The organism is Streptomyces sp. FIT100 (assembly GCF_024584805.1).
Classification (GTDB): Bacteria; Actinomycetota; Actinomycetes; order Streptomycetales; family Streptomycetaceae; genus Streptomyces.
In genome coordinates, this window is record NZ_CP075715.1 from 5,388,993 (window position 1) to 5,413,346 (window position 24,354).

A 24,354-nucleotide genomic window follows, 5' to 3' on the forward strand; every position below is an offset into this window, starting at 1 on the left:
CCGCCGATTGCGGCAATAGGTTTACCTGGTGTTCGTTCTTGCGCTCCAGGGTCGAGAGTTTGGTGTCGAGATCCGTCGGACCTGAATGGCGAGTGCGCCGAGGGCTTCCTTCTCGGGCCCGTAGATGGTGCGGATGTTGGCCAGCTGCTGGTCGCGGGTGGCGGTCGGGTTGACGTTGGACGGGCCTTCGCCGTCGAGGAGGGCTTCGAAGCCGGGGTACTCGGCGACACGGAGGACGTTCACGTCGCAGGTCTCGTCGGTGTCCTTGATGCGGAAGCGGATGGTGTCGCCGGCGGCGAGGTCGGCGAGGTGCGGGTACTTGACCCGCACCTCGATGGTCTTGGTGCCCGCGGCGACGAGCTCGAAGTACTGGCGGTAGAGGTTGAGCTCGCGGACGCGGGCGGTGCGGTCGGTCATCGGGAGGGAACGCTCCTGGGGGACGGTGCGGTGATCAGGCGGCCGATCTCGGCAGCCGAATACGAGCGGAAGAAGTGGCGGGGGTTGGACAGCAGGGTCTCGGCCATGGCGAGCAGCTGGTCGGCGTACTCGGTGACGGTGCCGGGCCACTGCCGGGTGTCGAGCATCCAGGGGGCGGCTCCCTCGGGCAAGGGGGCACGGCCTTCTCGTATGAGGGATTTCGAGAGCTTGGCGCCGGTGTCGGTGACGACCTGGGGGCAGAACAGGCGGGCCGGGAGCTGGGCGCGCGCGAGGCCCACGGCCTGGAGGGCCTCGTCGATGAGGTGGGAGCCGAAGACCCAGTCGCCGCCCTTGACCATGACGTGCAGGGTGCCCTGGGGGCTGGTCAGGGCGAGTTCCTTGACCAGGTTGCGGTAGAGGGTGGCCAGGTCAAGGTAGCCGCCGGCGGTGGGCGTGATGGTGGCCTCGTACGGGCCGTGGTGGAGGCAGATGGCGGAGACTTTCGCCGATTCGGGGTCGGTGAGGTGGACCCGTGTGCGTTCGGCGTGCTTCTCGGCCCAGCCGCAGTCGGGGTGCGGGCAGGGGACGCGGAGGTGTGGGGTCCCGGTGGAAGGGGCCAGCCACCAGCGGGCTGCGTCGATGCGCGGGAGGAGCCGGAGCCAAGTGCGGCGGTAGTGCTCGCCGGCCTGCTGCTGGCTGTACGTCTCGATGCGGTGAGGGATGCCCAGGCGCCTGGACAGGGCGGTGAAGAGCGGTTGGTGGAGGGCGGTGACGAGGTCGAGCAGGGCCTGCTCGCCGAGGGCCTGGGAGTAGGCGCGCTGGTAGTGGTGGCCGTTGGCCGGGTCGGTCGCCAGCTCGTACGGGGCGTTGTCGAGGGCGCTGAAGAGCACCTCGGTGGGGAGACCGAAGCGGTCGCGCAGCCGGGCGGCCATGGCGAAGGCCAGGGACTGTACGAGCGAGGTGCCGATGTGCGGGGCGCCGTTGATCTGGGTGCCGACGACCAGAACGATCCGCTCGGGCGGGCTGGCGAGGATGCGTGGGGTCAGGACGTCCTCGGCGTGGTGGAGGGCGTTGGCGAGAACGGTGTTCGGTGAGACGGGATGGGTGGTCACGAGGTGTCTCCCTGGGGGCCGGTGGTGTGGGGCGGCAGGGGCGCGGCCCCGTTCTTGGCACGGTCGAATGCGGCCCAGACGCACTTTCCGGGGCCCGTCCGGTCCTTTACGCCCCAGCTGTCGGCGGTCGCGGCGACGATCAGCAAACCGCGGCCGTCGACGGCGGACTCCTCGGGAACGCGCTGCGTCGGCCTGTTCTCGCCGCTGTCGTGGACCTCGATCCGCAGCCCCTCATCGAGGGACTCGACGCGTACGAGGACCAGCCGGCCCACGGGCACCCCGTGAAGCACGGCGTTGGTGACAAGCTCCGAGGTGCACAGCCGCATGTCGTCGAGACGGGCGGTCTCGCCCCATTCGGTCAGGGTGGCGGCGACGAAGTCGCGAGCGGTACGCGGCGTGGTCCGGCGGCGGGGGAACAGCGTGGTGCGGTGCCGACCTGTGCCCGGAAGGAGATCTGGGGCGGCGTCGGTCGCCTCGTTGGTGAGTCTGCTTGCCATGGTCAACAGCAAAGCGACTTAACTCATTTGGGTCGGGAGCCAGCACGGGGGCCAAGACGGGGGCGACTATGGGGGCCAGAGGTCACGTGTTCCTGGGGGACGGCATGGGCGACACCGGGATCGGAGCCTTGCTCGTCCGGCTGCGCACCGCGCGCGGCTGGAGCCAGCAGAGGGTTGCCGACGAGTACAACGCCCTGGAGGGGCGCTCCGCCAAGACCGGCAAGGAGATCGGGCGGTACGAGCGCGAAGCGCGAGTTCCCGTTCCCTACGCCCGGAAGTACCTGGCGCAGCTCTTCGGTGTCGATGTTGCCGTGCTCGACCATGCTGTTGCCGTCAGCAAGGGGCAGCGGGACGGCTCCGATGCCGCCGAGGTGGAGATCGTGCCGCCGGTGCTGCCGCCCGAGAACACCCATGTCCGTGGAGACCCACTCTCCGAGGACGCGGTGCGGTCGGCGGACTTCGCCCGCTTCATCGCGCAGCGGAACGCCGACGAGTTCGTCGTGGAGCAGCTGGAGGCAGACGTCGGCCGGCTCGCCCGTACGTACGTCAGCCACCCGTTGATGGAGCAGTACGTCGAGATCAGGCGGTTACGGGATGGGGCCTTCGAGCTGCTGCGCGGGCGCCAGCACCCCCGGCAGACCACTGACCTCTACCTCTCCGCTGCTCGCCTCTGCGGCCTGTCCGCGCACGTCTGCCTTGACCTTGGCGCCTACGACTCCGCCGCCACCCACGCCCGCACCGCACGGGCCTGTGCCGAGGCGGCGGGGCACGAGGGGATGCTGGCCTGGGTACGGGCCGTGGAGTCGTTAATCGCGTACTGGACAGGGCGGTACGAGCAGGCGGCCCGGCTGGCGCAGGCCGGTCGGCGGCACAGGGCGAACGGCAGCATCGGTGCACGGCTGGCGAGTCTGGAGGCGCGGGCATTGGCGATAGTCGGCGACTCGGCAGGTGCGCTCGCTGCCCTGTCGGATGCCGAAAGATCGCGCGAGGCGATCTCGGGTCGGGACGAGGTACTGGGAGTCTTCGACTTCCCTGCGGCCAAGCAGTTTGCGTACGCCGGAACGACCCTTCTGGCCGTGGGCGGGCAGGAACACGTCCAGCGGGCCATCGTCAGCGCGGAGACAGCGATCCGCCTCTATCGCAGCGCGGACGGAGACGACCAGTCGGTTGGTGACCTGTTCGCCGCGCACCTCGATCTCGCCCGCGGGCACATGCTCCTGGGCGACCTGGATGGCACGGAGGAGATGCTCGGCTTCGTGCTCCAGTCCTCGCCGGAGCGCATGTCGGCCAGCATCGTGCGCCGGCTCACCGTTCTCGGGCGGGAGTTGGAAGGGGCGCAGTACGGTGGAGCCGCGCAGGCAGTGCACCTGCGCGAACGACTCCAGCACACGGCCGTCCGTGCGTCCCTGCCCGCCGCCCACCCTCCGGAGTTGCCGCCGTGACCGATCTGTCCGCTGCCCACGATGCCGCCGTCACCGACCGGACCCGCCTGGCGGGTAGCGCTTACAACGGAGACCAGGACCTGGCCGCTCGGCAGTCGCTCTACCAGTGGCAGACACCCCGGTACGACCTTCCCGGCCTCATCGCCGCGCGGCTGGGCGACGTGCGCGGGCGCATCGTCGATATCGGCTGCGGCAACGGCAAGTTCATCCAGCGGCTCCGCCAGGACCGCCCGGACCTGTCCCTGCTCGGCCTCGACGTCGCTCCCGGCATCCTTGCCGGCGTCTCCGGCCCGGTCGCCGTGGCGGATGCCACGAGGCTTCCGCTGGCGGCGGGGAGCGTCGACGCGGCTCTCGCGCTCCACATGCTGTACCACGTGCCCGACATTCCCCAGGCGGTCAGGGAGCTGGCTCGGGTCGTGGCGAGCGACGGGCTGGTGGTCGCCTCCACCAACAGCGACCGCGACAAGGCCGAACTAGACGACCTCTGGCAGCGGGCCGCCGGCGACGTCCTCGGCATCGAGCGCGGTCCGGCCAGGATTTCGCTCAGTGCCCGCTTCTCCCTGGAGAAGGCTCCGGCTTTCCTCGGTGAGGAGTTCAGCCAGGTGGAGGACGTCGAACTGCCGGGGACCATCACGGTCCACGACCCCGAGCCTGTCATCGCCCACATGGCTTCGTACCGCGCCTGGGCGGATCAGCACGACGTGCCCTTCGACGCGACCATCGATCGCGCCCGCACACTCGTTGCCGACCACATCGTCCGCTACGGCGCGTACGAGATCACCTGCCTTGGAGGGATCCTCGTCTGCCGCCGCTGAGATCAGTCCAGCGGCGGCCAAGGCCCGTCCAGCAGGCCGCCCGCCTCCTCGACGATCTGTTCCGCCAGGTGTTCCCGGTCTCCCTGTCGGATCGCCGTCCAGTCGTTGTAGGCGTCGGCTTTTTCGACCAGTGGCTTGAGCAGTCATCCTCTGCGATCTCGGCACCGGAACGCGTAGGACCCATGACCTCGCCGAAATGCAGCAGGCCGTCGGTTCCATCCTGAGCCCGGTCCAAGCTCAGGCCGGGCCTACCGCCTTGCCTGACCTGCGGATCGGCGGGCCAAGAACGTTGTCGACCTCCGTGGCCGCGACGTCGAGAAGTTCCTCGCCGAACAGGCAGAGAGACCCTTCCCAGGGATGTCCGAAGCTGCCCAAGCGGAAGTCCTCCGCAAGGATGATGAAGTAGTCCCCGTCGGGATACGGGCTCAGCGGCCAGGCCGGTTGCCCAGGACCGCCCACATCTTGCGGTGCGAAGCGGTACGACGGGTGCTGCCAGTCGAGGGCGAACAGAGTGCCTGACGGGCCAGCGCAGGAGGACAGTCCTTGCTCGACGACGGCGACCAGGCGGTCCAGACGCTCGTCATCCGGATCGTTGTCAAGCGCAGCGAGGCTCCAGGTCACCGACGCGACGGGCTCCTCGATGGCCGGCCACTTGAGCGGACTCACACTTGGCTGGAAGTTGAAATCCTCGTAGAAACGGTCCCATACGCGTCGGTGCTCAGCCTCTGGCAGTGTGACCACGGGATCTCCCATCATGCCGCGATCCTATCGATCCGCCTGACGGCCTCTGAGAGATCGTTCACGGAACTGCGGACAGAACCACTTTCAGGGAGCGTCGTCAGCGGCAGTCCACTGCTTCATGGGGCATCAGCTGCGGCGGACCGCGACGACCTCGGCGCCGTTCGGACTCCCTGCAGCGTCCGCCCAGAGGGGAGCGATTGGCGGGTCCGCCGGCGTGGTGGCGCCTACCCGAGGGCGGCGGCAGCGGCCTTGTAGTCGGCGGCTTGGGTCGGGGTGAGGTAGTGGCTGACGCGGATGAGTACGGTGCCGCTGACAAAGTCGTACTCGGCGAGCATGGGCATGCCCTTGGTGACTTTCTGGATGTAGTCGGCGCGGGCTTGGGAGTCGGCTGCGGTCGCGAAGACCTCGATCGCTCCGCCGAGTCCGACGCTGCCGGGCTCAGCGCCGACGACGTCGTCGACCTTGATGCGGGAGTCCGTGAACGTGACCTTGCTGGTGTACTGGTTGGGGCGGCCGAGGAGACGGTTCGGGTCGTCGTCCTCGGTGACGACGCCCGAGAGCTTGGCGGACGCGACCTTGCCGGAAAGGACCTTGAAGGCGTCGCTGGCGGTGAGCTCCTTCGCTGCCGGCTTGGTCGGGACGCCAGCGGTTGCAGTGGGGGTGTGTTTCGGTTGGTCGTTCTTCTGATCACTCCCTGACCCGCACGCCGTCACGGCTGTGAAGGCGATGACGACTGCGGCAGCGGACAAGGCGGGCTTACGCATGATGGCTCCGAAGTGTGGCGGGTTTGGGTGTGTTGATCAGGTCGCAGAACTATTGCACTGCGATGTTGCAATGCGTGCGGATACCGGAAGACCGGCTGGTGTCAGTGCCCGGCCGGGCAGGTGGCGGTGGGTCGACCGCAGAGGAGCACGGGGGCATGTCCGCTGGCGTCTATCGGCAGTCTCGGATGTTCAGACGGGCGGGATAGGGCGTGGACCGGGGGAGAGCCGCTTCTGGGTACGGAGGCTGGCCCGGGCATGGTCTCCCCACGGCTACTGGGTAGCGTCCCTCGGGTGAATCTTCACCTCATCAACGATGTGCCCGACGGCCTGACCCGACGAGCGCGATCCTTTGTCGGCACGCATGGCGTCAAGGTCGACGTTCGCCCCGTCGAGGGGCACAGGCAGTGGTGGCTTGAGCGGGACATCCCGGCAGCGGTGATTGATCGCATGGCGGCCTACCAAGAGCGATGGGGCGGTTTGCTCTTGCCACCCGCACCGCAGTACGACGGAGGCCCCAAGTACCTCGATCCGGACTCGCCCGAAGCAGACTCCGCAGGGTGGTGGTTCGAAGCCGGGATGCAGCGGACCGCAGTCCCCTACTCATTCATGATCAGTCCGTCTGGCGAGTTCGGTATCCAGGCAGATGGATGGGCACCTCTTCATGCAACCATCGAGGGCTGGGTGGAATCGCTCGCCTTGGCTCACCACGCATCTATGTGGGCAAAACAGGTCACCAAGCTCGTCGGTGATGACGTCGATGGCATCGACCTGAACGGTTATGCGCCGGTGCGCGAGGTGATGGGTCTGGCCGACTCTTGGTGGAGAGGGCCCGACTCCCTGGTAGCCCTCTATAACGGCGAGGCCACGTCGCTCGACTTCCCCAGGGGCCGCATCGCAGTGATCTACTCCGGGCTTGATGAGTGGGGACTGCGAGGAGGCGTGGACGACGATGGCTGATCTTGACGTTTAACCTCGTCTCAGCTGGGGGTGGATACGGAGCAGGCGGTGCTGCCAAGCCCAAAACCGATCGCTACTGTCTTCGCATGACCGCGAACGGAGATCGTCAGTTCCCCGCCGCGCTTGCCGCTGCCATGACAGTCCGGCTTGAGTGCATTGGCGAGGATGGTGTCGACTTCGAACCCTACGAGTCCTTCCTGACTGCCGATGAGACCACCGAGTGGTTCCGTGCATGGACAGGCAACAGCGAGTTGAACGGCGACGACTTCTGCGTATTCGGCCAGGACGGCACCGGCGGGAACGCAGCGTTCTGGCTGGTTCGTCCAGGTCGGGAACTGGTAGAGCAGCCCGTTGTCTTTCTGGGCTCCGAAGGGGAGACAGGCGTCGTCGCTCGCGACCTGGGTGCCTTCCTGTGGCTGCTGGCTGACGGCTTCGGCCCGTGGGAAGCAGCCACCTCGTATGAGCCCGAGCCTGATTGGGCTCCCCAGGCCAATCGGGACCTGGCGGCTATCGCGGAGCAATTCGCTCCGGACCGCCGCGCGTCGGCAGCCGCGATCATCGCGCAGGCCACACAGGAGTTTCCTGACTTCGACGACACCATCATGAAGCTCTGCCGTTGAGCCGGGGCCCGATGCCCCGCCACGAGGCGTGGCGGGGCATCGGGCCGGGGTCAGCGGTGCCGACTGTGTTCTTCGGGCCTCATGGCCACTGGTGTGGCCGGAGGGTGCGGCGTGGCGGACATAACCGAGGTGCCGCTGACGGTGCTTCGGCTGCGAGCCGCTTGCGTCCGCCGGTTCGGCTGAGCGGTGATGCGCCAGTTGAGGACCTCGGCGGGGTGCTCGGCGCTGTCGAGTTCCCGCTGGGCGCCCATCTCCGCCATGAGGCGTCGGGGGTTGTGGCCGGCGGTTTCGGCTTGGGCGAGGGTTGTGGTCAGGGCGGTCCAAGTAGGGTCGGCGAGGATTCGGTCGGCGTGGTCGGGGAGGGTCGCGCGAACGTCCTGCTCGTAGCGGCGGGCGGTTGCGGCTCGTGGTGCGCGGTGGGTCAAGTCCGCCAGGACGGGTGCGACGGCCTGCTGGTAGGCCGCCTGGAGGTGGCGGAGGGCTTCTTCGGCCGCAGCGGCCTGCTGTTCGTGGCCGCGCTGTTCGTGCCACTTGGCGGCGGCGCGGGTCAGGTGCACGGTGGCGAAGAGCAGGGCGATGGCGAGTCCGCCGGGCTCGTTGGAGGCGTAGGCGAGTTCCTTCGCGGCCTTGCGCAGGGCGGTGGCGGCCTGGTGGTCGGCGCGGGTGGCGGAGCGGCGGGCGCGGTTGAACGCCACCGCTGCCGTGGAGGACAAGGTCATTGTGTCCAGCCCGTGTCGCCGGATCACCCTCCCGCCCACGTCGGACGAGGAGGTCACCCCGCCCACGGTCGCCCAGGTCGAGGCCATGGCCCGGGTGATGCTGCCGTACATCCGCGCGGCGATCGTCACGCTGACCGAATCAGGATTGCGAATAGGCGAGTTGCTCGGCCTCAAGGTGTCGGACGTCGACTTCAAGGCGGGCGCTATCCGCGTCGACCGTCAGCGCGCCTCCAGTCGGGGAAGATCGGCCCGCCGAAGACCGCTAAGTCCCGGCGCACCGTCCCGGTCGGCGAGGTCGTCACGGACACTCTCCTCACGCACCTCGCGGCACGCCCCTCCAAGGAGTGGCTGTTCACGATGGAGGAGGGAGAGCCCCTCAACTACCGCCGCTGGAAGACGGAGTGGAACTGCGCTCGCAGGACGCTCCAGGCGGCGGAGAGCGAGGCGGCCGAGCGCGAGGGCCGCAAGCCCGTCGAGCTGCCGCACATGGTCACCCATGACCTGCGGCACTTCTACGCCTCCGCCCTCATCGCCGGCGGAGCGAGCGTCAAGCAGGTCCAGTTGGTCCCCGGCCACGTGTCCGCCGTCATCACGCTGCGGATCTATGCGCACTTGTGGCCAGGGAAAGAGGACCGCACCCGGGCCGTCATGGTCGCCGTGCTCGGCGGCCTGCGGACCGGGTGCGGACTCGGAGACGCTGCAACCAAGGAAATCGCAGGTCAAAAGGCATGATCGAAGATCAGGCCTTCTTCGTCTCCCAGAAGATCTTGTCGATCTGCGCGATGTAGTCCAGCGCCTTCTGGCCCGTCGCTGGGTCCTTCGACGCCTTCGCGGCCGAGAGGGCCTTCAGCGCGTCGTTGACCAGCTGGTGCAGCTCCGGGTACTTCTCGAAGTGCGGGGGCTTGAAGTAGTCGCTCCACAGCACCGACACGTGGTGCTTGGCGAGCTCCGCGCGCTGCTCCTTGATGACCGTGGCGCGGGCCTGGAAGTGCGGGTCGTCGTTGGCGGCCATCTTCTCCTGGACGGCCTTGACCGACTCGGCCTCGATGCGGGCCTGAGCCGGGTCGTAGACGCCGCAGGGCAGGTCGCAGTGGGCGCTGACCTTCACCTTGGGGGCAAACAGGCGGGAGAGCATTGAGCTGTCCTTCCTCGTGATCGTCTTCTCAGGTGGGACATTACTCCGTGAGTGGCTTCTTTTCGCGAGTGCCCCCAGGGGCTTAGGCCAAAAGTCCAGGGCGGCCGTGGGCCCGCCGTCGGAACGTACCGTGGGACCGGGACCGGAGCGAGGAAGGGGAGGCGGACGATGACGGAGCCGGGGCGGGAGCCGGGGTCGCCCTTCGGGATCGCGGAGGTGACGGGGCCCTCCATGCACCCCACGCTGGCGCACGGGGACCGGCTGCTCGTGCACTACGGCGCCGCGGTCAGGGCCGGGGACGTCGCCGTGCTGCGCCATCCGCTGCAGCAGGACCTGCTCATCGTGAAGCGGCTCGTCGAGCGGCGCGACGGCGGCTGGTGGGTGCTGGGGGACAACCCGTACGCGGAGGGGGACAGCCGGGTGTTCGGCACCGTCCCGGACGAGCTGCTGCTGGGGCGCGTACGGGGCAGGTACCGGCCGCGCCCGCGCGGCGCGCGTCAGCCGTCGGTGCGTTCCGCCGTGGCCTGGGCGGTCTCGGCGCTGCGGCCGGTGCTCTCCGACCGCTCGGTCTCCAGGCGCTTGCGGGCCCGGTAGGCCGCGACGTTCGCGCGTGTGGCGCAGCGGTCGGAGCAGTAGCGGCGCGAGCGGTTGGTCGAGGTGTCGAGATAGGCGTTGCGGCAGGGCGCGGCCTGGCAGAGGCCGAGCCGGTCGACGCCGAACTCCGTGAGGTGGAAGGCGAGCCCCATCGCGGCGATCGCCGCGTAGCCGGCGGTCGCGTTGGACGGATGGTCGGCGAGGTGCATGTGCCAGCGCGGCCGGCCCTCGTCGTCGAGGTAGTCGTGGCCGGAGATCTGGGGGCTGACGGGGAACTCAAGGAGCAGCGAGTTGAGCAGGTCGACGGCGTGGGTCTGGTCGCCGGAGTCGGCGGCGTCGAAGACCGCGCGGAGCCTGGCCCGTACCGAACGGAAACGGGTCACGTCCGCGTCCGTGGCGCGGCGGGCGGCCTGGGAGGACGGGCCGAAGAGCTCGCGGACCGCCTCGACCGAGGTGAGACCGTCCTTGTTGCGAGCAGGCTCCTCGGTGTTGACGAGGCGCACGGCGTAGTCCGAGTAATAGGCCAGTTCCACTTGTAGTCCTTACGGATGAGGTCTAGTGTCAGGCGATGGACGAGGTAAGTGATGCTCTGACTTCGAGGGTATTACGGAGTGGAGGGAAACCCATGACGGAGACCGCCGCCCGGGCGAACGTGGCCGGAACCGACTGGCGCGCCTGGCAGGAGAGCTGGGACCGCCAGCAGGAGTGGTACATGCCCGACCGCGAGGAGCGCTTCCGCGTGATGCTCGACATGGTCGAGGCCGTCGTCGGCCCCGAACCGAGGGTCCTGGACCTCGCGTGCGGTACGGGAAGTATCACGGACCGGCTCCTCAAGCGGTTCCCCAAGGCCGTCAGCGTCGGCGTGGATCTCGACCCCGCCCTGCTCGCCATCGCCGAGGGGTACTTCGCCGGGGACGAGCGCGTCACCTTCGTCACCGCCGACCTCGCCGACCCCGAGTGGCCCGCGGCCCTCCCGCACGGCTCGTACGACGCCGTCCTCACCGCCACCGCCCTGCACTGGCTGCGCACCGGGCCGCTCGCCACCCTCTACGGGCAGATCGCCGGACTCGTCGCGGACGGCGGCGTCTTCATGAACGCCGACCACATGAAGGACGACACCACCCCCCGCATCAACGCCGCCGAGCGCGCCCACCGCCACACCGGAATGGACCGCGCCAAGGCCGCCGGGGCGCTCGACTGGGCCGACTGGTGGGCCCTGGCCGCCAAGGACCCGGTCCTCGCGGCGCCCACCGCCCGCCGCTTCGAGATCTACGGGGAGCACGCCGAGGGCGACACCCCGTCTCTCGACTGGCACGCCTCGACCCTGCGCGCCGCGGGCTTCGCCGAGGCCCGCGCCGTGTGGGCGTCGCCGTCCGACTCGCTCGTACTCGCCGTGAAGTAGCCGAAGCAGCCTGAAACGGGTGGGCGGGGTGCGGGCGCTGTGTGCGCTCGTACCCCGCCCTTTGGCGTGTGTGTGGTTCTGCGGGTGTGGTCAGAGGACCTTGGAGAGGAAGGCTTTGGTGCGGTCGTGTTGGGGGTTGGTGAGGACGTCGCGGGGGTTGCCGGATTCGACGACGACGCCGCCGTCCATGAAGACGAGGGAGTCTCCGACTTCGCGGGCGAAGCCCATTTCGTGGGTGACGACGATCATGGTCATGCCGTCTTCGGCGAGGCCGCGCATGACGTCGAGGACGTCGCCGACGAGTTCGGGGTCGAGGGCGGAGGTGGGCTCGTCGAAGAGCATGAGTTTGGGTTCCATCGCCAGGGCGCGGGCGATGGCGACGCGTTGTTGCTGGCCGCCGGAGAGTTGGGAGGGGTAGTTGCCGGCTTTGTCGGCGAGGCCGACGCGGTCCAGGAGGCGGGCGGCGCGTTCTCTGGCGACGGATTTGGTTTCGCCCTTGACCTGGACGGGGGCTTCCATGACGTTCTCGATGGCGGTCATGTGGGGGAAGAGGTTGAAGCGCTGGAAGACCATGCCGATGTCGCGGCGTTTGAGGGCGACTTCGCTGTCCTTGAGTTCGTGGAGCTTGTCGCCTTTTTGCCGGTAGCCGACGAGTTCGCCGTCGACGTAGAGGCGGCCTGCGTTGACTTTTTCGAGGTGGTTGATGCAGCGCAGGAAGGTGGATTTGCCGGAGCCGGAGGGGCCGATGAGGCAGAAGACTTCGCGGGGGGCGACTTCGAGGTCGATGCCTTTGAGGACTTCGATGTGTCCGAAGGACTTGTGGACGCCTTCGGCTTTGACCATGGGTGTGGTGGTCATGCGGCGGCTCCCTTCGGGCGGCGCATGGTGAAGACGCTGGTCTTGATCTTCTGCCAGGGGGTGGGGGGGAGGGTGCGGCTGGAGCCGCGGGCGTAGTGGCGTTCGAGGTAGTACTGGCCGACGCTGAGGATGGAGGTGAGGACGAGGTACCAGGCGGCGGCGAGGAAGTACATCTCGACGGGGGCGCCGGAGGTCTGGCCGATGTCCTGGGCCTGGCGGAAGAGTTCGGAGAATTGGACCACGGAGACGAGGGAGGTGGTCTTGAGCATGTTGATGACTTCGTTGCCGGTGGGCGGCACGATGACGCGCATGGCTTGGGGGATGACGATGCGGCGCAGGGTTTTGCTGTGGCTCATGCCCAGGGCGTGGGAGGCCTCGGTTTGTCCTTCGTCGACGGAGAGGAGGCCGGCTCGGCAGATTTCGGCCATGTAGGCGGCTTCGTTGAGGCCCAGGCCGAGGAGTGCGGTGAGCAGGGGGGTCATGAAGTCGGACCACTCGTCGCGGTAGACGGGGCCGAGGTTGATGTATTCGAAGACGAGGCCGAGGTTGAACCAGACGACGAGTTGGACCAGGACGGGGGTGCCGCGGAAGAACCAGATGTAGAACCAGGCGATGGAGGAGGTCACCGGGTTTTTCGACAGGCGCATGACGGCGAGGAGGATGCCGCCGAGGATGCCGATCGCCATGGAGGCGACGGTGAGCAGGAGTGTTTTGAGGACGCCTTCGATGATGCGGTTGTCGAAGAAGTACTCGGGGATCGCGTTCCAGTTGATCTTGCCTTGGGAGAAGGCGTAGATGATCAGCCCGAACAGGGCGATCGCCACGACGGCGGCGACGTAGCGGCCGTAATGCCGGACCGGAACGGCCTTGATGGCCTCCGGCCCCGCGGCGGGCGGCGGCGGTGCGTCCTCCGGACCCGTCTTTTCGATGTCGACAGTCACAATGAGCCTTTCTGTGCCCGAGTCGCGATCCGGACCGTGCAGGTCAGGAGCCGCTGTTGATCTTGGCCTCGGTCACAGCACCGGATTCGGCCTTCCACTTGGCCAGGATCTTCTGGTACTCACCGGTCTTGACGATCGCGTCGAGCGCGGCCTGGATCGCGTCGCGCAGCTGGGCGTTCTGCTTGGCGATGGCGATGCCGTACGGGGCCGCCTCGACCTGCTCGCCGACGATCTGGAAGTCCTTGCCGCCGCCCGACGTCAGCTGCGCGTGCAGCGCGACCGGGAAGTCGGCGGAACCGGCGTCGGCACCGCCGGCGCGCAGCCGGGTCTGGGCCTGCTGGTCGTTGTCGAAGGCCTCGATCGTGATCTTGCCCTTCTTGGCCTTCACGCACTTGGCGGTCTCGGCCTTGGCGAGGTCCTCGGAGACCGTGCCGCGCTGCACGACGAGCTTCTTGCCGCACAGGTCGGCCCAGGTCTTGATGCCCTTGTCGTCGCCCTTCTTGGTGTAGATCGAGACACCGGCGGTGAAGTAGTCGACGAAGTCGACGCCCTCGCCGACCTTCTTGCCGGTCTCGGAGTCGATACCGTTCTGGCGGTCCTTGGTGTCGGTCATGGCCGACATCGCGATGTCGTAGCGCTTCGAGCGCAGACCCGTGAGCAGCGAGTCGAAGGTGCCGTTCTCGAACTCGAACCTCACGCCGAGCTGCTTGCCGAGCGCCTCCGCGATGTCCGGGTCGATGCCGACGACCTTGCCGGAGGCGTCCTTGAACTCGACCGGCGGGTAGGCGATGTCCGAACCGACCTTGATGACGCCCTTGTCGCGGATCGTCTGGGGCAGCTTGTCGGCGAGCGGCGCGGCGGGGGCGGCGGGGGCGGAAGGGGCGTCGCCCTTCTCCTTCTGCTTCGCCCCCTCGGTCTGGTCGCCGCAGCCGGTGAGCATCAGTGCGCCGGCGACCGCGATCGCGCCGACCGCGGTAAGCCGGGAGGTCCGGGTCCTCGCGGTGAACGGGCGGCGGGTGGTGCTTGCGGTCATTTTCGGGTTCCTCCGGCGGGTGTGGGAGCTGCCAGCAGGGTCGGAGCACGCACCATCGGGTGTCGCGACCTTGTGTGGTTTACGGCATCTTGCCATTCGGACTGGCCCATTCAGGGGGCCTGCCATGTCAAAATCACATAACGGGTCACCCCCGAACACCGTCGGGCCGGTACATCAGGACCGGACCTTCTGCGGAGTAGCCTTCACCGGGCCGGAAAATCTCCGGCGGATCTCGATATGTGGACCAGTTTCATTTCGCAAACAGGCGGGGAACGCAGTCCTGCGGACTTGTCCCCATATTCGGTCATGAGTCACTTCACTGCGCGGATCACCGCGCGTCACGGCCTGGCCACGGTCTATTCACCGTGCGTCGATGGCGTGGTAGTGAGCCGCATATCGACTCGTCGGCGGTGCCTTCCGTCGGGTAAGAAGGATCCTTACACCCCTCATCCGGGGCTCAGGGCGCGTTGTGCGGCGCGCCCGCGCGTACGTACCACCCCTGACCGGCGGGCCAACCGGCCGGCTCAGGGCACGGACGCGGTGCCCGCCCACCCCTCCTCAACCAGGAGTGGACACCCTCAACTGATGAAGACTTAAGGGGTCAAATCACCATGGCAGCAGAGATCGTCAACCCCCACAGCGGGAGCGGCACGGAGGTGGAGAGCGTCGCCGGTGACTCCGGCGAACCCTTCGATCCGGCCTTCGCCCTGCACCGCGGCGGCAAGATGGCCGTTCAGGCCACGGTGCCGGTGCGAAACAAGGACGACCTGTCCCTCGCGTACACGCCCGGCGTCGCCAAGGTGTGCACCGCGATCGCCGAGCAGCCCGAGCTCGTTCATGACTACACCTGGAAATCGCAGGTCGTGGCCGTCGTCACGGACGGTACGGCCGTCCTCGGCCTCGGCGACATCGGCCCGGAGGCCTCGCTCCCCGTGATGGAGGGCAAGGCGATCCTGTTCAAGCAGTTCGGCGGCGTCGACGCGGTGCCGATCGCGCTCGCCACCACGGACGCCGACGAGATCGTCGAGACCGTCGTCCGGCTCGCTCCCTCGTTCGGCGGAGTGAACCTGGAGGACATCTCGGCGCCGCGGTGCTTCGAGATCGAGCGCAAGCTGCAGGAGCGGCTCGACATCCCCGTCTTCCACGACGACCAGCACGGCACGGCGGTCGTGACGCTGGCGGCGCTGCGGAACGCGGCGAAGCTGACCGGGCGCGGTCTGGGCGATCTGCGCGCCGTCATCTCGGGCGCGGGAGCGGCGGGCGTCGCCATCGCGAAGTTCCTGCTGGAGGCCGGCATCGGCGATGTCGCGGTCGCCGACCGCAAGGGCATCGTGAGCCGCGACCGCGAGGACCTCACCCCGGTCAAGCGTGAGCTCGCCGAGATCACCAACCGGGCCGGCCTCTCCGGTTCCCTGGAGACCGCGCTGGCCGGCGCGGACGTCTTCATCGGCGTCTCCGGCGGTACGGTGCCGGAGCCGGCGGTCGCCTCGATGGCGGAGGGCTCCTTCGTCTTCGCCATGGCCAACCCGAACCCCGAGGTCCACCCGGACGTGGCGCACAAGTACGCCGCGGTCGTGGCGACGGGGCGCAGCGACTACCCGAACCAGATCAACAACGTGCTCGCCTTCCCGGGCATCTTCGCGGGCGCCCTGCAGGTGCGGGCGTCCCGGATCACCGAGGGCATGAAGATCGCGGCGGCGAACGCGCTGGCGGACGTGGTGGGCGAGGGGCTCGCCGCGGACTACGTGATCCCCTCGCCGTTCGACGAGCGGGTGGCTCCCGCGGTCACCGCGGCCGTCGCCGCAGCCGCGCGGGCCGAGGGCGTGGCGCGCCGCTGATCCCGTGTCCGGGGGCTGTCGCTCCCGGACCCCACGCCTGCCCCGGGACGGGGGCGACCCCTGCCGGGTCGGCTGCCGTCCGGGTGCCACTTCCGGGGGCGTGTTCTGGACGGACGGTCCGGAACACGCCCCCTGTGCTTTGCCCTCGCGCGGTGTCCAGGGCGGCGGCCCTCGACGGTTACTCCGGAGTTGTCTATACAGGTTTTGGCATACCGTAACCTCCGGCACCTTCCCCGCTTCAGGCTCCAACTGCTGGTATGCGCACGCCGATTTCGAATCCGGAGGCGTGAGTGAACCTCGTAGTGAACGGTGACGCCGAGAGCGGGCCCGGAGGGTCCGCGGAGCCCGTCACATCAGTGACCGGGTGGGAAATGCGAGAGGGCGCGCCCGCGCTCATCGCGTACAGCTACGGCGGCGGGTATCCGACCGCCGCCGATCCCGGGCCCGCCGCCCGGGGCAGCCGGTTCTTCTCCGGCGGGAACAGCCCCCTCACCGCGCTCGTGCAGGACATCGCCCTGCCCGCACAGGGCACCACCGGGCATGCGGCCATCGACACCGGGCGGGTGCGCTACACGCTCGCCGGGTGGCTCGGCGGATACGCCACGCAGGAGGACGGCGTCCGGCTGTCCGTCGAGTTCAGGGACGCCAAGGGCACGCCCGTCGCCCTCTCCGTGCTCGGCCCGGTGACCGCCGCCGAGCGCCAGTCCCGTACCGCGCTCGTCGCGCGCACCGCTTCCGCCGCCGTACCGCCCGGCGCCCGTACCGCCCGGGTGCTGCTCGTCTTCACCCGCACCGGTGGCGGAACCTCCAACGACGGCTACGCCGACGCCCTTTCGCTGACTCTGACCGCCACGGGGGGACTCACGTGACCACTGCGACCAGGCTCAACCGACGCGACCTGCTCAAGGCCGCCGGCGCCGCCGGCGCACTCAACCTCGTCTGGCCGCTCAGTGCCGGGCTCTCGCCCGCCCAGGCCCGCGAGGCCGCCGAGGCGCTCGGCGCGGAGTACGACCCCGCGCCGTTCACGCTCGGTGTCGCCTCCGGTGACCCGGGGCCCACCAGCGTCCTGCTGTGGACCCGCCTCGCCCCGGAGCCGCTCGCCGCCGAGCAGCAACTGCCCGAGGTCGTCGAGGTCGAATGGGTCGTCGCCACCGACGCCCAGCTGGGCAACGTCATCGCCCGCGGCACCGCCCCCGCCTCGGCGACGCTCGGCCACAGCGTCCACGTCCCGGTCTCCGGGCTCGCCGCCAACACCCGCTACTGGTACGCCTTCAAGGCCCTCGGCAAGACCAGCAGGACCGGCAGGACCAAGACCGCACCGGTCGGCGCCGTCTCCTCCGTGCGCTTCGCGGCCGCCAACTGCCAGGCGTTCGCCGACGGCTTCTACGCCGCCCACCTCGGCATCGCCCGCGAGAACGTCGACTTCGTCGTCCACCTCGGCGACTACATCTACGAGCACGGCCAGGTCGGCGGCGTCCCCGCCGACCACGTCCGCGACCACGAGGGCCCGGCCGTCTTCACCGTCGCCGACTACCGCCGCCGCCACGCCCTCTACAAGGGCGACCCCTCCCTGCGCGAGGCCCACGCGGCCCATCCGTGGTTCCTCACCTGGGACGACCACGAGGTCGCCAACGACTACTCCGGCACCGGCGGCGGCGCGCCGTTCATGCAGCGCCGCGCGGCGGCGTACCAGGCGTGGTACGAGAACATGCCCCACCGCGACGCCGGAACCTCCGCACTGCCCGACCCCGAGATCCACCGGGTCCGCCGCTGGGGCGACCTGCTCGAGCTCACCGTCCTCGACCTGCGCTCGTACCGCTCCGCGCAGAACCTCGCGAACGGCACCATCCTGGGCGCCCGTCAGAAGACGTGGCTGAAGCAGGGGATATCGGCGGCGCCGGACACCTGGCACGTCTGGGCCAACTCGATCATGCTCAGCCAGCTGCGCGGCAAGCCCGGTGGCTCGTACATGTTCACCGACCAGTGGGACGGCTTCCTCGCCGAGCGCAAGGAGATCCTGAACCACGTCCACAGCAGCGGCATGGAGGACCTCGTCGTCATCACCGGCGACTGGCACTCCGCGTTCGTCGACGACATCCGGCCCGACTTCGACAACACCTCGTCGCCGGTCATCGGTACGGAGTTCACGGCGCACTCGGTCACCTCGGGCGCCTACTCCGCGAGCTGGAACGCCGCCAACGGCCCGGTGATGGGCGCGGCCAACCCGCATCTGAAGTACTTCGAGGGCAACCGCTACGGCTACGACGTCTACGAGGTCACGCCGCAGCGCTTCAGCGCCCATATGCGGGTGATCGCCGACCGCCGTGACCCGGCCTCGCCCGTGACGACGCTGACCACGTTCCACGTGGACCGCGGGAAGGCCGGTTCGTACGAGGACCCGGCGACGAAGAACTCGCCCGCCCAGTGGCGGAGGGACCGGTAGGCAAAACGGGGTGCGTGTCACACCGGTGCGCGGTTCCGCCGCGCACCGGTGCCGCCCTATCGTCGGGGCCATGTTCGCTGCCTACGCCGCCCGTATCGACCGTGACCAGCCGCTGAACGGCCTTGAACTGGGCGAACGCCCGGCTCCCGACGCCCCGCCCGGCTGGACGGTCGTCAATGTCAAGGCCGCCTCCCTCAACCACCACGACCTGTGGTCGCTGCGCGGCGTGGGCCTGTCCGAGGACAAGCTCCCGATGATCCTCGGCTGCGACGCCGCGGGCACCGACCCGGACGGCAACGAGGTGGTGATCCACTCGGTCATCGGCCAGACGGGACACGGCGTGGGGCCGAAGGAACCGCGCTCCATCCTCACCGAGCGGTACCAGGGCACCTTCGCCGAGCAGGTCGCCGTCCCCGCGTGGAACGTCCTGCCCAAGCCGAAGGAGCTGACCTTCGAGCAGGCCGCGTGCCTGCCGACCGCCTGGCTCACGGCGTACCGGATGCTCTTCACCAACGCCGGGGTGCGCCCCGGGGATTCGGTGCTCGTGCAGGGTGCGGGCGGTGGGGTCGCGACCGCCGCGATCGTGCTCGGCAAGGCGGCAGGGCTGCGGATGTACGCCACGAGCCGTGACGAGGCCAAGCGCAAGCGCGCGGTCGAACTGGGCGCGGTCGACGCCTTCGAGCCGGGGGCCCGGCTGCCGCAGCGCGTGGACGCCGTGATCGAGACGGTCGGCGCGGCCACCTGGTCCCACTCCGTCAAGTCGCTGCGGCCCGGCGGCACATTGGTCATCTCCGGCGCGACGAGCGGCGACCGGCCCTCGCACGCGGAGCTGACCAGGATCTTCTTCCTGGAACTGAAGATCGTCGGCTCGACGATGGGGTCGAAGGACGAGCTGGAGGACCTGCTCGCCTTCTGCGCGGCGACCGGCGTACGACCCGTCATCGACGAGGTGCTGCCGCTGGACCGGGCGCGGGAGGGGTTCGAGCGGATGGCGTCCGGCGAGCTGTTCGGGAAGGTCGTCCTGACGAACTCCTGAAGAGCGGGCTCGGTTGTCAACTGGGGTTGACGGGTCGAAGGGTGTCAATGTACGTTGACACCATGACCGAAGCAACCGATCTCGCCGAGCGTGCGGGCGACCGCGACCCCCGGGTCGGACTGCGGGCCGTCGCCGCGCTGCGGCGGCTGCTGGAGCAGCTCGAAGCCGTACAGGTCCGCAGCGCCCGCAACCAGGGCTGGTCGTGGCAGGAGATCGCGGCCGAGCTGGGCGTCAGCAGGCAGGCCGTACACAAGAAGTACGGGAGGCAGTGATGTTCGAACGGTTCACGAAGGATGCCCGTGCCGTGGTGACCGGTGCGGTCGCACAGGCCGAACGGGCCGACGCGGACTCGGTGACCGACGAGCACCTCCTGCTTTCCCTCCTCGACCTGGACGGCGGGCGCGTGGCGTTCGCCTTCGGTGCACTGGGGGTGACGGACCGTCGGGCATCGCTGGAGGCCGCCCTGGCCGACGCGCGGCGCCGCGGCGGAATGACGAAGGCGGAGACGGAGGCGCTGGCCGGGCTGGGGATCGACGTCGCGGAGGTCGTCGCCAGGGTGGAGGAGGCGCACGGAGCGGGTGCGCTGGCGGGTGCCGGCCGCTCCGGCCGTTCCGGCCGGGTCCGGTTGGCCCTCTCCGGGCACCGCCCGTTCACCCCCGGGGCGAAGAAGGTCATCGAGCAGTCCCTGCGCGTCGCACTGGGCCGCAAGGACCGCTCCATCGGCGCGGAACACCTGCTGCTGGCGCTGGCGGCGCGACCGGGTATCGCGGCGGAGGTGCTGGCGGAGCACGGGGCGACGTACGGGGCGCTGGAGCGGGTGATGTTCCCGCGGTCGTAGCGCGGTGCGGGGGCGGAGGCTGAGGCCGGCTCGGTCCCGGCCTCGGAGGACCCGGTGCGTGACCTGGAGCGCCTCCTGGACCGCTTCCGCGACGACATCCGCGACGCCGCCCGGGACCACGGCGTGACCCCGTCCCAACTGGCCGAAGCCCGCCGCCACCTGTCGACGACCTCGACACGCCTGGTGACACTTCTGCGCGGCTGACGCGGGCCGGGGTTTTTGGTCCTCAAGCGCCGGACGGGCTGGGGGTGGTGTGCGGTGTTGCCCGGTGTGGGGTGGGCATCCGGGGTTTTTTGTCCTCAAGCGCCGGACGGGCTGGGGGTGTGTCCGGTGGGTGGTGCGGTTCGGGGCCCCTCCGGGCTCGACTCCTCGGAGGCGGCGGCGTACAGGTTCCACCAGGTTGCGCACCCGGTGCCTGCCGCCGTCTCCTGCGGGGCCGACCCTGCACGGCCCCGCCCCGGCGCCGCCCCCGGGCGCGGGTGGGTGGGTGGTTGTCGCACCCGCGGTTCGTTGCTTGTCTGCGGGCCGGTGGGTGGTTTGTGCCCACCCGTTCCTCCCCCTAGGACTTCGTCCTGGGGGGACCCCCAGCGGAACGCCTGCCCACAAACCAGGTGGCCATCTCACGGTTTGTGAGTGGTCGTCCCGCTGGGGCGGGTCGGTGGGCACAAACCTGACCACCGGGGTCGGCCACGGCCGGTGACCTGGTCCGGGGGGTGCGGAGGGGTCGGGTTCGGGACACTCAAGCGTGATTTGTGGCACGCGCCGGAATCCCGGACGAGTACACGCTTCCGAGTGGGCGCGCGACGTACGGGGGTCCGGGGGTTTCCCCCGGAAAAGCACAGCATGCCGTCCCGGACACGAGCCCCGCAGCGCCACCCGGAGGGCAACCACCCGCCACCGGGTGACCCCAACCCCCCCAGCCCGTCCGGCGCTTGAGGACCAAAAACCCCGGCCCGCGTCAGCCGCGCAGAAGTGTCACCAGGCGTGTCGAGGTCGTCGACAGGTGGCGGCGGGCTTCGGCCAGTTGGGACGGGGTCACGCCGTGGTCCCGGGCGGCGTCGCGGATGTCGTCGCGGAAGCGGTCCAGGAGGCGCTCCAGGTCACGCACCGGGTCCTCCGAGGCCGGGACCGAGCCGGCCTCAGCCTCCGCCTCCGCCTCACGCTCCGGCGCGGCCGGCTCCGCAGCCGGCTCCGCAGCCGGCTCGGACTTGGCGTACGGCGGCCATGCCGTACCCCGCGTCATGTTCCCCAGCTGGGACGCGAGTTCCGAGAGTCCGTCCCGTACGCCCGTCGGCCAGTCGCCCCGCGCGAAGTGGCCCTGGACCTGGTCCTGGACCTGCCGGGCGATGCGCTGGACCTCCTCGCGCGCCCGCTCCTGCGCCTCCTTGGCCTGGAGGCGCGCGGCCTTCGCGTCCTCGCGGGCCCGCCGTGACTCGTCCTTCGCCCGGCGCGCCTGCTCCTTCCATTCCTGTTTGGCGCGGCGCAGTTCGTCCTTCGCCGTCTTCCAGGACTCGTCGGTGCCGCCGCTGCGGGTCTCCGACGCGGCCGCCCGCATGTCGCTGCGCAGCTTGCCCGCCGCGCCGCGCACGTCGTCGCGGATCTCCGCCGCAAGTTCGGACACGGACTCGCGGATCTCCAGCTCCAGATCGGCCAGTTCCCCGCTGCGGCCCGCGAGTTCCTCGCGCCCGGCGTCGGTGATCGAGTACACCTTGCGGCCGCCCTCGGTGGCGTGGGTGACGAGCCCCTCGGCCTCCAGCTTGGCCAGCCGCGGGTACACGGTGCCGGCGGACGGCGCGTACAGCCCCTGGAAGCGCTCCTCCAGCAGCCGGATCACCTCGTAGCCGTGGCGCGGCGCCTCGTCGAGGAGCTTCAGCAGGTAGAGGCGGAGGCGGCCGTGGGCGAAGACGGGCGGCATGTCAGAGCACCTTCCCGGTCGGCGCGTCGCCCGTGGAGGCGGGCGGTGCGGCGGGTGTGTCGGGTGTGTCGTCGTATCGTTCGTCCTCCGCGGGCGGGCGCCGCAGCAGGGCGATGGAGCCGGAGACGGTCGTGGCCCGCAGGGTGCCGTTGCCCGCGCCCAGCGTGCCGGTGATCTTCTTCGCGCCCCACTGGCCGCCGACCCGCAGGTCCTCGAAGGCGTTCGAGACGGCCCCGCTCGCCGTGTTGGCCTCGACCTTCGCGTCCGCCGGGTGCGGCAGCCGGATCGCGACCTCGCCGGAGACGCTGGTGACCCGGATGTCGGTCGGCGTGCCGTCGAGGTCGATCACCATGTCGCCGCTGACCGTGTCCGCCCGTACGGACGAACCGGCGCCGTCGATCACGGTCAGATCGCCGGAGACGGAGCTGAAGCGGAGGTCGCCGGTGACGGCCTGCGCCTCCAGGTTGCCCGATACGGTCTCTGCGCTGACCCTGCCGGAGAGGCCGACGAGCGTGGTGTCGCCGCTGACGCCGCGGACGTCCGTGCGTCCGCGGATCCCGGAGACGACGGCTCCGGCGCTGACGGCGCCGACCTCCACGGTCGCGCCGGACGGCACGGCGAGGGAGACGACGGCGCTGCGGTGCCAGCCCTTGCGGTCGAGGAGCTTGAGGAAGCCCTTCCACGGGACGTCCTCGTAGGCGACGGTGAGGGTGGCGCCGGACTGTGTCACGACGAGGGGCGGGCCCTCGATCTCGGTGATCTCCAGACGGGCGGAACTCTCGTCGGTGCCGACGACGTTCACCGTTCCATTGACGACGCGCACCTGGAGCGATGTCACGGCGTCGTCGAACGTGAGCTTCCGGGGCTCTGCGACTGTCCACGTCGAGTCGGGCATGGTGCTGACCTCCCTGGCCGGCCTTGACGCAACATATCGCGTCTTCTGTTCAATACGATATATCGCGAGCTCCGGAAGTCAAGGGGCGATCGCCGCCGCATTACTCATCAACTGGGGGCAAATTGCCCTAGCGTATGGGCCATGGACGCGACATCCGTGGGGGCTCTGCTCCTCTGCCGGGCCGAGCCCGCCGCCGTGCGGCCCCCGGCGGCGCTGCTGCGCGAGCCGCTCGTCCTCGCCCCCGCGGGCGACGGCTGGAGCGTGCTCGTCCCGGCGGGCACCCCCTGGCAGACCGGGGCCGAACCCGTCGACCGTGTCCTCACCGGCTGGGCCACGGCCCTCGCCGTCGGCGCCAACTGGCCCGCGCTGGCCCTGTGGTGGGACGCCGACCGCGCCGGCTACACCCTCGCCGCGGGCTTCCGCCGCACCGTCGGCTACGTCTGGCTCGCGGACGGCACCCCGGTGGGCATGGACGAGGCGATGAGCACGTTCGCGACCCGGCTGGGCCTGGACCCGGTGCTGGACGTCCAGGACCTGGAGCCCCTCACCCGCCCCGACGCCGACGCGGACGCCCGCGCCCGGCTGCGCGGTCTCGTCGCGGTCCTCTCCCGTACGGGCCTCGCGCTCCCCGCGGACCTCGCGCCCGGCGCGTCCGCCGAGCGACTCCGCGCGGCCGCGGAGAGCGCGCCGGGCGCCGAGCCCGTCGAGGGGCACGCCGTGCGGCACGCCGCGGTCGGCGTCGAGTGGGCCGGGGTCGCCCCCGGCCCGAGCGACGAGCCGGCCCCATACCACGAGCCGGCCCCGCAGCACGGCCTCGCCGCCCACCACGACCCGGCCGCATTCCGCACCCCGGCCGCCCGGCTGCTGTCCGTCGTCCAGCTCGCCGTCGGCGTCCCCCTCGTGGTCCGGGGCATCCGCCGCCGCAGCGCCGGCTGGACCGCGGCGGGCGCGATCCTGCTGGCCCACGGCATCGCGGGCCTCGCCTGCGACCGCCTTCGCGCGCTCCGGCCCGGCGGGCGGTGAGCGTCGCCGTGCCGGCGGGCGGTCAGGGCCGGGTGAGTCCTACTCGGCCTCGTCGTCCTCGTCGTCGAGCCGCGCCAGCCAGGTGGCCAGCCGCTCGACGGGGACCTCGAAGTCCGGGTTGAGGTCGACGAACGTACGCAGCTGCTCGGCGAGCCACTCGAAGGTGATCTCCTGCTCGCCGCGCCGCTTCTCCAGCTCCTCGATGCCTCGGTCGGTGAAGTACACGCTGCTCTCCAACGGGGGAAGGGACATACCCGGCCAGGATAGGCAGCGTTCCGCAACCGCCTCACATCGGTGCCGCCCGGGGACTAGCCTGCGA

General features: G+C 69.9%; 26 protein-coding genes and 3 pseudogenes. 15 read left to right on the forward strand and 14 right to left on the reverse strand.

The features are described from left to right. Positions 1-21 precede the first annotated feature (21 nt). From KK483_RS24355 to KK483_RS24365, 3 genes are read right to left on the reverse strand one after another with little or no spacing between them, the layout of a single operon-like run. Positions 22-417 (reverse strand): ASCH domain-containing protein, encoded by a 396-nt coding sequence (locus KK483_RS24355; RefSeq protein ID WP_262007363.1) that lies wholly within the window; start codon positions 415-417, stop codon positions 22-24. Then, positions 414-1,529, reverse strand: coding sequence for a hypothetical protein (locus tag KK483_RS24360; RefSeq protein WP_262007364.1), 1,116 nt, complete (start codon positions 1,527-1,529; stop codon positions 414-416). Before KK483_RS24360 ends, KK483_RS24355 begins: the two co-directional genes overlap by 4 nt. Further along, complete coding sequence (locus KK483_RS24365; RefSeq protein ID WP_262007365.1) at positions 1,526-2,026, reverse strand: ATP-binding protein; 501 nt, start codon at positions 2,024-2,026, stop codon at positions 1,526-1,528. Before KK483_RS24365 ends, KK483_RS24360 begins: the two co-directional genes overlap by 4 nt. A gap of 104 nt (positions 2,027-2,130) precedes the next feature. Here KK483_RS24365 and KK483_RS24370 point away from each other — a divergent pair, with 104 nt between their 5' ends. Then, entirely contained in the window at positions 2,131-3,468 is a 1,338-nt protein-coding gene (locus KK483_RS24370) for a helix-turn-helix domain-containing protein (protein ID WP_262007366.1), read from the forward strand. Continuing rightward, positions 3,465-4,283: a class I SAM-dependent methyltransferase gene (locus tag KK483_RS24375; protein ID WP_262007367.1), complete on the forward strand. Its 819-nt coding sequence runs from the start codon at positions 3,465-3,467 to the stop codon at positions 4,281-4,283. Before KK483_RS24370 ends, KK483_RS24375 begins: the two co-directional genes overlap by 4 nt. Before the next feature lie 237 nt (positions 4,284-4,520). Here KK483_RS24375 and KK483_RS24380 read toward each other — a convergent pair whose 3' ends face one another. Both KK483_RS24380 and KK483_RS24385 read right to left on the reverse strand, forming a co-directional pair. Beyond that, positions 4,521-5,039 carry a DUF2716 domain-containing protein gene (locus KK483_RS24380; protein WP_262007368.1) on the reverse strand — a complete coding sequence of 173 codons (519 nt, stop codon included), beginning with the start codon at positions 5,037-5,039 and terminating at the stop codon, positions 4,521-4,523. Positions 5,040-5,248: 209 nt separating this feature from the next. After that, positions 5,249-5,788, reverse strand: coding sequence for a hypothetical protein (locus KK483_RS24385; RefSeq protein ID WP_262007369.1), 540 nt, complete (start codon positions 5,786-5,788; stop codon positions 5,249-5,251). Positions 5,789-6,079: 291 nt separating this feature from the next. Here KK483_RS24385 and KK483_RS24390 point away from each other — a divergent pair, with 291 nt between their 5' ends. Together KK483_RS24390 and KK483_RS24395 are read left to right on the forward strand one after the other, a co-directional pair. Then, entirely contained in the window at positions 6,080-6,745 is a 666-nt protein-coding gene (locus KK483_RS24390; protein ID WP_262007370.1) for a hypothetical protein, read from the forward strand. Positions 6,746-6,831: 86 nt separating this feature from the next. Then, entirely contained in the window at positions 6,832-7,365 is a 534-nt protein-coding gene (locus KK483_RS24395; RefSeq protein ID WP_262007371.1) for an SMI1/KNR4 family protein, read from the forward strand. A 50-nt stretch (positions 7,366-7,415) separates the two neighbouring features. Here KK483_RS24395 and KK483_RS24400 read toward each other — a convergent pair. Further along, positions 7,416-8,066 (reverse strand): annotated as a pseudogene (locus tag KK483_RS24400) (mobilization protein); the annotation flags it as partial. Between KK483_RS24400 and KK483_RS35355 the strand changes: the two are divergent. Next, positions 8,059-8,816, forward strand: a pseudogene (locus tag KK483_RS35355) (tyrosine-type recombinase/integrase); the annotation flags it as partial. The pseudogenes KK483_RS24400 and KK483_RS35355 sit on opposite strands and share 8 nt — an antisense overlap. Before the next feature lie 7 nt (positions 8,817-8,823). Here KK483_RS35355 and sodN read toward each other — a convergent pair. Then, positions 8,824-9,219: a superoxide dismutase, Ni gene (sodN, locus tag KK483_RS24415; protein ID WP_242329810.1), complete on the reverse strand. Its 396-nt coding sequence runs from the start codon at positions 9,217-9,219 to the stop codon at positions 8,824-8,826. Between the two features lie 168 nt (positions 9,220-9,387). Here sodN and sodX point away from each other — a divergent pair, with 168 nt between their 5' ends. Beyond that, on the forward strand, positions 9,388-9,813 hold the full coding sequence (gene sodX, locus KK483_RS24420; protein WP_262007372.1) for a nickel-type superoxide dismutase maturation protease: 426 nt from the start codon (positions 9,388-9,390) through the stop codon (positions 9,811-9,813). On the opposite strand, the gene KK483_RS24425 is transcribed toward sodX, so the two are convergent. Then, positions 9,717-10,346 (reverse strand): ABATE domain-containing protein, encoded by a 630-nt coding sequence (locus tag KK483_RS24425; protein ID WP_262007373.1) that lies wholly within the window; start codon positions 10,344-10,346, stop codon positions 9,717-9,719. The two genes, sodX and KK483_RS24425, sit on opposite strands and share 97 nt — an antisense overlap. Before the next feature lie 92 nt (positions 10,347-10,438). Between KK483_RS24425 and KK483_RS24430 the strand changes: the two genes are divergently transcribed. Continuing rightward, positions 10,439-11,215, forward strand: a complete 777-nt coding sequence (locus KK483_RS24430) for a class I SAM-dependent methyltransferase (RefSeq protein WP_262007374.1) — start codon at positions 10,439-10,441, stop codon at positions 11,213-11,215. A 90-nt stretch (positions 11,216-11,305) separates the two neighbouring features. Here the strand turns inward: KK483_RS24430 and KK483_RS24435 are convergent, their stop codons facing one another. The 3 genes from KK483_RS24435 to KK483_RS24445 are packed head-to-tail and all read right to left on the reverse strand — an operon-like array spanning position 11,306 to position 14,047. After that, on the reverse strand, positions 11,306-12,073 hold the full coding sequence (locus KK483_RS24435) for an amino acid ABC transporter ATP-binding protein (protein WP_313877800.1): 768 nt from the start codon (positions 12,071-12,073) through the stop codon (positions 11,306-11,308). Continuing rightward, entirely contained in the window at positions 12,070-13,014 is a 945-nt protein-coding gene (locus tag KK483_RS24440; RefSeq protein ID WP_262007375.1) for an amino acid ABC transporter permease, read from the reverse strand. The genes KK483_RS24435 and KK483_RS24440 overlap by 4 nt, the downstream gene beginning before the upstream one ends. 43 nt (positions 13,015-13,057) lie before the next feature. Next, the gene (locus tag KK483_RS24445; protein WP_262007376.1) at positions 13,058-14,047 is read right to left on the reverse strand and encodes an ABC transporter substrate-binding protein; all 990 of its coding nucleotides are present in this window, start codon (positions 14,045-14,047) and stop codon (positions 13,058-13,060) included. A 611-nt stretch (positions 14,048-14,658) separates the two neighbouring features. Here KK483_RS24445 and KK483_RS24450 point away from each other — a divergent pair. The 7 genes and pseudogenes from KK483_RS24450 to KK483_RS24480 all read left to right on the forward strand — a co-directional run. After that, on the forward strand, positions 14,659-15,885 hold the full coding sequence (locus KK483_RS24450) for an NADP-dependent malic enzyme (RefSeq protein WP_262007377.1): 1,227 nt from the start codon (positions 14,659-14,661) through the stop codon (positions 15,883-15,885). A 290-nt stretch (positions 15,886-16,175) separates the two neighbouring features. After that, positions 16,176-16,754, forward strand: coding sequence for a phosphoesterase (locus KK483_RS24455; protein ID WP_313879479.1), 579 nt, complete (start codon positions 16,176-16,178; stop codon positions 16,752-16,754). Beyond that, the gene (locus KK483_RS24460) at positions 16,751-18,328 is read left to right on the forward strand and encodes an alkaline phosphatase (protein ID WP_262007379.1); all 1,578 of its coding nucleotides are present in this window, start codon (positions 16,751-16,753) and stop codon (positions 18,326-18,328) included. Before KK483_RS24455 ends, KK483_RS24460 begins: the two co-directional genes overlap by 4 nt. Before the next feature lie 70 nt (positions 18,329-18,398). Next, positions 18,399-19,364, forward strand: coding sequence for a zinc-binding dehydrogenase (locus KK483_RS24465; protein ID WP_262007380.1), 966 nt, complete (start codon positions 18,399-18,401; stop codon positions 19,362-19,364). 62 nt (positions 19,365-19,426) lie between these two features. Next, positions 19,427-19,636, forward strand: a complete 210-nt coding sequence (locus KK483_RS24470) for a helix-turn-helix domain-containing protein (protein WP_018571396.1) — start codon at positions 19,427-19,429, stop codon at positions 19,634-19,636. Next, complete coding sequence (locus KK483_RS24475; RefSeq protein ID WP_262007381.1) at positions 19,636-20,202, forward strand: Clp protease N-terminal domain-containing protein; 567 nt, start codon at positions 19,636-19,638, stop codon at positions 20,200-20,202. The genes KK483_RS24470 and KK483_RS24475 overlap by 1 nt, the downstream gene beginning before the upstream one ends. A 36-nt stretch (positions 20,203-20,238) precedes the next feature. After that, positions 20,239-20,406: pseudogene (locus KK483_RS24480) on the forward strand (PadR family transcriptional regulator); the annotation flags it as partial. A 754-nt stretch (positions 20,407-21,160) separates the two neighbouring features. Here KK483_RS24480 and KK483_RS24485 read toward each other — a convergent pair. Both KK483_RS24485 and KK483_RS24490 read right to left on the reverse strand, forming a co-directional pair. Continuing rightward, positions 21,161-22,117, reverse strand: a complete 957-nt coding sequence (locus tag KK483_RS24485; protein ID WP_262007382.1) for a PadR family transcriptional regulator — start codon at positions 22,115-22,117, stop codon at positions 21,161-21,163. 1 nt (position 22,118) lies between these two features. Further along, positions 22,119-23,012, reverse strand: coding sequence for a DUF4097 family beta strand repeat-containing protein (locus KK483_RS24490; protein ID WP_262007383.1), 894 nt, complete (start codon positions 23,010-23,012; stop codon positions 22,119-22,121). A 141-nt stretch (positions 23,013-23,153) separates the two neighbouring features. On the opposite strand from KK483_RS24490, the gene KK483_RS24495 reads away from it, so the two are divergent. Further along, a complete protein-coding gene (locus KK483_RS24495) occupies positions 23,154-24,035 on the forward strand; it encodes a hypothetical protein (protein WP_262007384.1) in 882 nt (293 codons plus the stop codon). Positions 24,036-24,074: 39 nt separating this feature from the next. Here KK483_RS24495 and KK483_RS24500 read toward each other — a convergent pair whose 3' ends face one another. Next, a complete protein-coding gene (locus KK483_RS24500) occupies positions 24,075-24,260 on the reverse strand; it encodes a DUF6104 family protein (protein WP_262009675.1) in 186 nt (61 codons plus the stop codon). Positions 24,261-24,354 lie beyond the last annotated feature (94 nt).

Excerpts from the sequence above, each read along its gene's own strand:
- KK483_RS24355 (WP_262007363.1), bottom strand. The coding sequence starts at position 417 with ATGACCGACCGCACCGCCCGCGTCCGCGAGCTCAACCTCTACCGCCAG.
- sodX (WP_262007372.1), top strand. The coding sequence starts at position 9,388 with ATGACGGAGCCGGGGCGGGAGCCGGGGTCGCCCTTCGGGATCGCGGAG.
- sodN (WP_242329810.1), bottom strand. The coding sequence starts at position 9,219 with ATGCTCTCCCGCCTGTTTGCCCCCAAGGTGAAGGTCAGCGCCCACTGC.
- KK483_RS24380 (WP_262007368.1), bottom strand. The coding sequence starts at position 5,039 with ATGATGGGAGATCCCGTGGTCACACTGCCAGAGGCTGAGCACCGACGC.
- KK483_RS24365 (WP_262007365.1), bottom strand. The coding sequence starts at position 2,026 with ATGGCAAGCAGACTCACCAACGAGGCGACCGACGCCGCCCCAGATCTC.
- KK483_RS24495 (WP_262007384.1), top strand. The coding sequence starts at position 23,154 with ATGGACGCGACATCCGTGGGGGCTCTGCTCCTCTGCCGGGCCGAGCCC.
- KK483_RS24395 (WP_262007371.1), top strand. The coding sequence starts at position 6,832 with ATGACCGCGAACGGAGATCGTCAGTTCCCCGCCGCGCTTGCCGCTGCC.
- KK483_RS24475 (WP_262007381.1), top strand. The coding sequence starts at position 19,636 with ATGTTCGAACGGTTCACGAAGGATGCCCGTGCCGTGGTGACCGGTGCG.
- KK483_RS24385 (WP_262007369.1), bottom strand. The coding sequence starts at position 5,788 with ATGCGTAAGCCCGCCTTGTCCGCTGCCGCAGTCGTCATCGCCTTCACA.
- KK483_RS24430 (WP_262007374.1), top strand. The coding sequence starts at position 10,439 with ATGACGGAGACCGCCGCCCGGGCGAACGTGGCCGGAACCGACTGGCGC.
- KK483_RS24490 (WP_262007383.1), bottom strand. The coding sequence starts at position 23,012 with ATGCCCGACTCGACGTGGACAGTCGCAGAGCCCCGGAAGCTCACGTTC.
- KK483_RS24470 (WP_018571396.1), top strand. The coding sequence starts at position 19,427 with ATGACCGAAGCAACCGATCTCGCCGAGCGTGCGGGCGACCGCGACCCC.
- KK483_RS24485 (WP_262007382.1), bottom strand. The coding sequence starts at position 22,117 with ATGCCGCCCGTCTTCGCCCACGGCCGCCTCCGCCTCTACCTGCTGAAG.
- KK483_RS24465 (WP_262007380.1), top strand. The coding sequence starts at position 18,399 with ATGTTCGCTGCCTACGCCGCCCGTATCGACCGTGACCAGCCGCTGAAC.
- KK483_RS24370 (WP_262007366.1), top strand. The coding sequence starts at position 2,131 with ATGGGCGACACCGGGATCGGAGCCTTGCTCGTCCGGCTGCGCACCGCG.
- KK483_RS24445 (WP_262007376.1), bottom strand. The coding sequence starts at position 14,047 with ATGACCGCAAGCACCACCCGCCGCCCGTTCACCGCGAGGACCCGGACC.
- KK483_RS24450 (WP_262007377.1), top strand. The coding sequence starts at position 14,659 with ATGGCAGCAGAGATCGTCAACCCCCACAGCGGGAGCGGCACGGAGGTG.
- KK483_RS24435 (WP_313877800.1), bottom strand. The coding sequence starts at position 12,073 with ATGACCACCACACCCATGGTCAAAGCCGAAGGCGTCCACAAGTCCTTC.